We start from the raw sequence: 7,173 nt of genomic DNA, 5'->3' as shown, positions 1-7,173 counted from the left end.
TCGTGGGGGGGGGGGGGGGGGGGGGGGGGGGGGGGGGGGGGGGGGGGGGGGGGGGCGGGGGGGGGGGGGGGGGGGGGGGGGGGGGGCGGGGGGGGGGGGGCCGGGGGGGGGGGGGGGGGGGGGGGGGGGGGGGGCCCCCCCCCCCCCCCCGGCACCGACGATCAGATCGGCGGGCGACGCCAGGTCGGTCGGGACGGGCGACGCAACTGCGTCGGCAGGGTCGCCATCGGGGTACGCACAGCCAGCGGCGCGTGCCCGTCCGGAACCGCGCTCGCGCCGCCACCGCCGACGCGCGTGTCCAACACCGAACCGGTCCGGCGGGCCACCGCCCGAGCCTCCTCGTGCAGCGTCTCCAGATCCTCCACCGCCGACGCGGTGACCAGGGTCAGCAGGGCGGTGCGCCCCGCCGGGTAGGTCACCACGCAACCGGCCGTCGTGCAGACCACCGACTCCCGGAACTCACCCCGCCGGACGGTGTCGGCTACCCGGTGGCCGAGCCCGAAACTGGCGGCGGCCAGCGCGGCGAGGTGGGTGGCGTCGGTGCTGGGCAGGTCGCTGGAGATGAGCAGGCCGTCGGTGCCGGCCAGCACCGCCCCGGCGACCTCGGGTCGGCGCCGGCGCAGCCCGCGTAGCTCCGCACCCACCACGGTGTCTGCGTCCACGAGCTGCTCCCTTACCGGTCGGGATCTGCGTGTCGGTCGCTCGTCACGTTCCGCGCTGGGAACGCTACCGGTGGCCACCGCCGCTTGCGAGCCTGTGACCCAGGGCAATCGGTCCACAACTCAGGGCCGATCGGCGGTTGTGGACGATTCATCGACGCGTCGGGGGCACGTCGACCAGCCGGGACGGGCGTAACCTTGGCTCGCTCGCAAACGGCTGATTGTGTACGCCGTCGAACGGGAAGGGTGACTGAATGACAAGCGTCTGGGAGAGCCTCACCGTCGATGCCCGTGATCCGGCGCGACTGGCCCGGTGGTGGGCCGAGGCGCTCGGCTATCAGATCGTCACCGAGAAGCCGGACGGCGTGGAGATCCGCCAGTCCGTGGATCGGTCTCCCGCCCTGTTCTTCGGTCCGGTGACCGAGGGCAAGGACCGGAAGAACCGACTGCACCTGGACCTGCGCCCGGCCGACCGGGAGGCCGAGGTCGAGCGGCTCGTCGACATGGGTGCCCGGCACGTCGACATCGGCCAGGGCGATGTCGACTGGACGGTGCTCGCCGACCCGGAGGGCAACGAGTTCTGCGTCCTGCGTGAGCGCGAGGAGTGAGCCGGTTGTGCGAGCCCCGCAGTCGCGAACAGCGACGGCTGCGTGAGAAGTAAGCCTTCCGCGGCCGATGCGCGGTTGGTGCGGGAGGCGCCCAAGGACACCGGGCACCGCCGCTCACCGTACGAGCGTGACCGTGCCCGGGTGCTGCACTCGGCGGCGTTCCGGCGGCTCGCCACCAAGACCCAGGTGCACACGGCCGGGACTGACGACTTCCTGCGTACGCGGCTGACGCACTCGCTGGAGGTGGCGCAGATCGCGCGGGAGATGGGTGCCCGGTTGGGCTGTGACCCGGACGTGGTCGACGTCGCCGGGCTCGCCCACGACCTGGGGCACCCGCCGTTCGGGCACAACGGCGAGTCCGCTCTGGACCTGCTGGCCACGCCGTGCGGTGGTTTCGAGGGCAACGCGCAGACGTTGCGGGTGCTGACCCGGTTGGAGGCGAAGGTGCTCGCCCCGGACGGTTCGTCCGCCGGCCTGAACCTGACCCGCGCGTCGCTCGACGCGATCGGCAAGTACCCCTGGCCGCGCCGCCCGGGGCAACGCAAGTTCGGGGTGTATGCGGACGACGCCCCGGTCTTCGGCTGGATCCGGGCCGGTGCGCCCGGCGACCGGCGTTGCCTGGAGGCGCAGGTGATGGACTGGGCCGACGACGTCGCGTACTCGGTGCACGACGTGGAGGACGGCATCCACGGCGGGTACGTCACGCTGGGTCCGCTGCTCGCGGACGCCGACGAGCGGGCGGCGCTCTGTGCCGACGTGGCCGCCGCCTACTCCGGGGAGTCCGCCGCCGACCTGGCCGAGGTGCTGGTGGACCTGCTGGCCGACCCGTTGCTCGCCCCGCTCGCCGGGTACGACGGCAGCCACCGCGCCCAGGTCGCGTTGAAGGCCACCACGAGCGGGCTGACCGGCCGGTTCGTGTCGGCCGCGGTGGAGGCCACCGAGGAGCGTTCGGGCCCTGGCCCGCACCGCCGTTACGACGCCGACCTGGTGGTGCCGAGGCTGGCCCGTGCCCAGTGCGCGTTGCTCAAGGGCATCGCCCTGCGGTACGTCATGCGTCGCTCGGGTTTCCGGGGCCGCTACGAACGGCAGCGGACGATGCTCGCGGAGTTGGTGGCGGCGCTGCTCCGGCGCGCACCGGACGGGCTCGATCCGATCTTCGCGCCGCTGTGGGGGGCGGCCCCGGACGACGACGCCCGACTGCGGGTGGTGATCGACCAGGTCGCCTCGCTCACCGACCCGGCGGCGGTGAGTTGGCACACGCGCCTGGTGGGTGACGCCACAGTGCTAACTTAGGTTAACCTAACCACATGACGGAACGCCCCAGGAACGTCACCTCGGTCCGGGTGCTGCGCACCGAACGACCCACCCCGCACCTGATCCGGCTCGTCCTCGGTGGGGACGAGCTGGCCGGCCTGCCGGTGGGCGAGTTCACCGACCACTACATCAAGCTGGTGTTTCCGCAGCCCGGGGTCGCGTACCCGCTGCCGTTGGACCTCGCCGCGATCCGCCGGGACCTGCCCCGGGAGCAGTGGCCCCGGCTGCGGGCGTACACCGTGCGGCGGTGGGATCCGCTGGCCGAGGAGCTGACCGTGGACGTGGTGCACCACGGCGACGAGGGGTTGGCCGGCCCGTGGGCCGCCGCGCTGCGTCCGGGTGACCCGGTGCACTTCGTCGGCCCCGGCGGGGCGTACGCGCCGAGCCCGGACGCGGACTGGCACCTGCTGGTGGGCGACGAGAGTGCCCTGCCGGCGATCGCCGCCGCGCTGGAGCGGCTGCCGCTGGGTGCGCCGGCCCACGTCTTCGTGGAGATCGGCGACCCGGCCGACGAGCAGAAGCTGCTCAGCCCCGGCGCGATCGAGCTGACCTGGCTGCACCGGGGCGACCGCCCGGTGGGTGCGGCGCTGGTCGAGGCGGTGCGGGCGTTGGAGTTCCCGGCTGGCCGGGTGCACGCCTTCGTGCACGGTGAGGCGGCCTTCGTCCGGGACCTGCGCCGGCTGTTGCGCGGCGAACGGGGCGTGCCCCTCGACCAGCTCTCCATCTCCGGTTACTGGCGGCGTGGCATGGACGACGAGGGTTGGCGCTCCACCAAGGCCGACTGGAACAACCAGGTGGTGGCCGAGGAGGCCGCCGCCGCCTGAGGGCCGTTCACTCCTCGGACGGCTGATTCGCTTCGCTGGCCCGGGCGAGTCGACGGCTGACCAGGACGGCGTACCCGACGATCGCCAGGGAGAGCAGCGACAGCAGCAGCCTTGGTCGGTGCACCGTCACGGTGATCAGGGAGACCGAGACCACGCCGTAGACGGCGATCGCCAACCGGGCGGTGCTCGGTCGGTTCCAGAGCCAGTACAGGGCAAGACCGCAGAGCGTCCAGATCACCATCGATGCGCCGAGCAGCAGCCGCAACTCCAGGGGCAGTCCGTTGGCGTTGGCGTCGACCAGCCGGACCACCTGGCCGAGCGCCCAGCCGAGCAGCAGCAGCGCCCCGCCGAGCGGGATGTGCAGGTAGCTGTACGCCTGCCCGCCACGTAGCCGCCGTTGGAGCAGGCGGGTGGTGACGAAGGTGGTGTAGACCCACCAGACGGCCGCCGGGATCAGGAACGCCAGCGCGGCGGTGAGGATCATGTGGGGCGGCGGGTGGTCCGGCACGGCGAAGAGCAGGCTGGCCAGCGCGCTGCCCAGGATGATGATGGTGAACTGCCCGATCCGCTCCGGCAGGTGCCGGTTGTCCACCGGCCAGCGGTTGAGCCGGCGCACACCGACCCAGGGCGTGGACAGTTCGATCGTCATCCCGACGATCCACAGGACGGGGCGCAGTTTGGTGGGTGCCGCCAGCGACCCCAGCCAGATCAGCCAGCCGGACCCGAAGCCGATCAGGTAGACCGTCGTCACCGCGCGGGCCATCGAGCTGGTCGGCCGTGCCCGCAGGTACAGCAGGAGCAGCACGCCCCGCACGATCAGGTACCCGACCGGCAGGAGCACGCTCTCCGGCACCTCGTCGACCCCGAGCGTCATCGCGCCCGCGCCGACCAGTGCGACAAGCACCAGCAGGCGGTGCACCGAGTCGTCCGGGTCGAACCGGGTGTCGTAGTAGACCTGCCCCAGCCAGGCCCACTGGATCACCACGAAGAGGCCGATCACGGCCAGCACGGCCGTCGGCGACGGCGAGGGGTCGGTGCCCAGCCGGGCCGTCACCGCCGCCAGCGCGTACACGAAGACGACGTCGAGAAAGAGTTCCAGCCAGGTGGCGTGCCGGTGGCCGGCCTCGTCGACCCGCGGGCCCAGCCCGCCGAGCCCGATCCGCCTGGCCAACCAGTCCGGTACGTGGGGGGCTCCGGTGCGTACCCTGCGCATCTGGTCATGGTCCCCGGGCGGGGCCGGCTCGCGGGCCGGAACCGCCCAGGCGGCAGCGGTGGTCGCCACACCGGCGTCCCCCGGCGGACGTGTCGCCGGTCCGGCAGGGCAGGATGTACGCCGAGGGGGTGGCGCATGGCTGGGCGGATCCGGGACGAGGACATCGCACTGGTCCGGGAACGCACCTCGATCGGGGATGTGATCTCCGAGACGGTCACCCTCAAGTCCGCCGGTGGCGGCAACCTGAAGGGCCTGTGCCCGTTCCACGACGAGAAGAGCCCGTCGTTCAACGTCTCCCCGGCCCGCAACGTCTGGTACTGCTTCGGCTGCGGGGCCGGCGGCGACGCCATCAAGTTCCTGATGGACGCCGACCACCTCAGTTTCGTGGAGTCGGTCGAACGGCTGGCCGGCCGCGCCGGCATCCAGCTGCGCTACGTCGAGGACGACAGGAGCACCCCGCGCCCCCGCCCCCAGCAGGGGCAACGGCAGCGCCTGGTCGCCGCGCACGCCGCCGCTGTCGACTTCTACCGGGCCCAGCTCAGCACGGCCGGGGCCCGGCCGGCGCGGGAGTTCCTGGCCCGGCGCGGCTTCGACCGGGCCGCCGCCGAGCGCTACGGATGTGGGTTCGCCCCGGAGGGCTGGGACCTGCTCACCAAGCACCTGCGCCAGCAGGGTTTCACCCACCAGGAGCTGGTCACCGCCGGGCTCTCCCGGGAGTCGCGCTCCGGCAGCCTGATCGACAGGTTCCGCCGTCGGCTGCTCTGGCCGATCCGTGACCTCGCCGGCGACGTGATCGGCTTCGGCGCGCGCAAGCTCTTCGACGACGACGACGGCCCGAAGTACCTGAACACCCCCGAGACGCCGATCTACAAGAAGTCGAACGTGCTCTACGGCATCGACCAGGCCAAACGGGAGATCGCCAAGCAGGGGCGGGCGGTCATCGTCGAGGGTTACACCGACGTGATGGCCTGCCACCTGGCCGGGGTGACGACGGCGGTGGCGACCTGCGGCACCGCGTTCGCCGCCGACCACATCTCCGTCCTGCGGCGGCTGCTGTTCGACAGCGACGAGGTGGCCGGCGAGATCATCTTCACCTTCGACGGTGACGCCGCCGGCCAGAAGGCCGCGCTGCGGGCCTTCGAGGACGACCAGCGGTTCGTCGGGCGGACGTTCATCGCGGTCAGCCCGGACAACATGGACCCGTGCGACCTGCGGCTGGCCAAGGGTGACCTGGCGGTGCGGGATCTGGTCGCCCGCCGTGAGCCGCTCGTCGACTTCGCGCTGCGGCACGTGATCGGCCGCTTCGACCTGGACACCGTCGACGGCCGGGTCGAGGCCATGCGCCACGCCGCGCCGCTCGTCGCGCGACTCAAGGACCGGGAGAAGCGTCCGGAGTACGTCCGAAAGCTCGCCATGGACCTCGGGATGGAGATCGAGCCGGTGCAGCGGGCGGTGCTCGCCGCCGCCAACACCCCGCCGCCGGGCACCCGCGACGCCGCCCCCGCCGCCCGGCCCCCCTCGGCGCGCCCCGAGCCGGTGCTCGACAGCCCGCAGTCGATGGTCGAGCGGGAGGCGCTGAAGCTCGCCCTCCAGCAGCCGGTGCTGGCCGGGCCCATGTTCGACGCGGTCGAGTCGACCGAATACCGCCACCCGGTGCACGTCGCGGTGCGGGCGGCCCTCGCGGCGGCCGGCGGTGCCGCGTCGGCGACCGGCGGCGCGGTGTGGATCGAGTCGGTCCGGGACGCCTGCGACGATCTGGCCGCGGCGGCGCTGGTCGGCGAGTTGGCGGTGGAGCCGCTGCGCATCGACGGCGAACCGGACCCGCGCTACGTGTCGATCACGATGGCGCGGGTGCAGTTCGGGTCGGTGACCTCCCGGATCCGGGACCTCAAGTCGCGCATCCAGCGGATCAACCCGGTCAACAACAAGGACGAGTACTTCGCCGCCTTCGGTGAGCTGCTGTCCCTGGAGCAGCACGCGCGGGCGCTTCGCGAGCAGGCTGCGGGAGGCCTCTGATGGGACTGTTCAGCCGCAAGCCGAAGCTGCCACCGGCCGACCGGCCGCCGCTGGCCCCGGACGAACGGGTGCTGGCCTGGGCGGCGGCGGGCAACGGTGAGGGCGACGGCGTGGTGGTCGCCAGCAACCTCGGGCTGTGGCTGCCCGGCCGGGGGCAGCGGCTGGGTTGGCACACCATCCTCAAGGCGGTCTGGTCCGGCCGGGAGTTGGCCGTCACGCCCGCCGAGACCGTCGTCGACCGTGACGGCTACACGGTGGTCGCCGACGGCCCGACGGAGACGTACTTCCTGCTCGACCCGGGTGAGCTGCCGCACCAGGTGCGGGCGCGGGTGACGCGTTCGGTCGCGTACACCGAGCACCAGCCGGTGCCCGGCGGCGCGGCGCGGGTCGCGGCCCGCCGCGTGGCCGGGGCCGACGGTCTCACCTGGACGGTCCGACTCGACCCCGGCACCCCGGCGGACGACGATGCCCTGCTGGCCGAGACCGACCGTCTGGTCAACGTGGCGCGCGCCGCCACCGCACCCGGGGACCTGTGAGCC

At 73.1% G+C, this 7,173-nt stretch carries 7 protein-coding genes; 5 read left to right on the top strand and 2 right to left on the bottom strand.

Annotated features, from left to right (window positions below; all coding sequences use genetic code 11):
• Positions 1-161 precede the first annotated feature (161 nt).
• Positions 162-662 carry a roadblock/LC7 domain-containing protein gene (locus ACLQ25_RS25675; RefSeq protein ID WP_425733354.1) on the bottom strand — a complete coding sequence of 167 codons (501 nt, stop codon included), beginning with the start codon at positions 660-662 and terminating at the stop codon, positions 162-164.
• A gap of 251 nt (positions 663-913) precedes the next feature.
• Between ACLQ25_RS25675 and ACLQ25_RS25670 the strand changes: the two genes are divergently transcribed.
• The 3 genes from ACLQ25_RS25670 to ACLQ25_RS25660 are packed head-to-tail and all read left to right on the top strand — an operon-like array spanning position 914 to position 3,405.
• Positions 914-1,267, top strand: a complete 354-nt coding sequence (locus tag ACLQ25_RS25670) for a VOC family protein (protein WP_425733353.1) — start codon at positions 914-916, stop codon at positions 1,265-1,267.
• A 42-nt stretch (positions 1,268-1,309) separates the two neighbouring features.
• The gene (locus tag ACLQ25_RS25665; protein ID WP_425733352.1) at positions 1,310-2,560 is read left to right on the top strand and encodes a deoxyguanosinetriphosphate triphosphohydrolase; all 1,251 of its coding nucleotides are present in this window, start codon (positions 1,310-1,312) and stop codon (positions 2,558-2,560) included.
• 14 nt (positions 2,561-2,574) lie between these two features.
• Entirely contained in the window at positions 2,575-3,405 is an 831-nt protein-coding gene (locus tag ACLQ25_RS25660; RefSeq protein ID WP_425733351.1) for a siderophore-interacting protein, read from the top strand.
• 7 nt (positions 3,406-3,412) lie between these two features.
• On the opposite strand, the gene ACLQ25_RS25655 is transcribed toward ACLQ25_RS25660, so the two are convergent.
• Entirely contained in the window at positions 3,413-4,618 is a 1,206-nt protein-coding gene (locus ACLQ25_RS25655; protein ID WP_425733350.1) for a low temperature requirement protein A, read from the bottom strand.
• A 135-nt stretch (positions 4,619-4,753) separates the two neighbouring features.
• On the opposite strand from ACLQ25_RS25655, the gene dnaG reads away from it, so the two are divergent.
• Positions 4,754-6,634: a DNA primase gene (gene dnaG, locus ACLQ25_RS25650; RefSeq protein WP_425733349.1), complete on the top strand. Its 1,881-nt coding sequence runs from the start codon at positions 4,754-4,756 to the stop codon at positions 6,632-6,634.
• Positions 6,634-7,170: a hypothetical protein gene (locus ACLQ25_RS25645; RefSeq protein WP_425733348.1), complete on the top strand. Its 537-nt coding sequence runs from the start codon at positions 6,634-6,636 to the stop codon at positions 7,168-7,170. Before dnaG ends, ACLQ25_RS25645 begins: the two co-directional genes overlap by 1 nt.
• Positions 7,171-7,173 lie beyond the last annotated feature (3 nt).

It is taken from the genome of Micromonospora sp. DT44, assembly GCF_049841635.1.
Classification (GTDB): Bacteria; Actinomycetota; Actinomycetes; order Mycobacteriales; family Micromonosporaceae; genus Micromonospora.
Note: the sequence above shows the minus strand (reverse complement) of the source record. Positions and strands in the feature narration are given on the sequence as shown.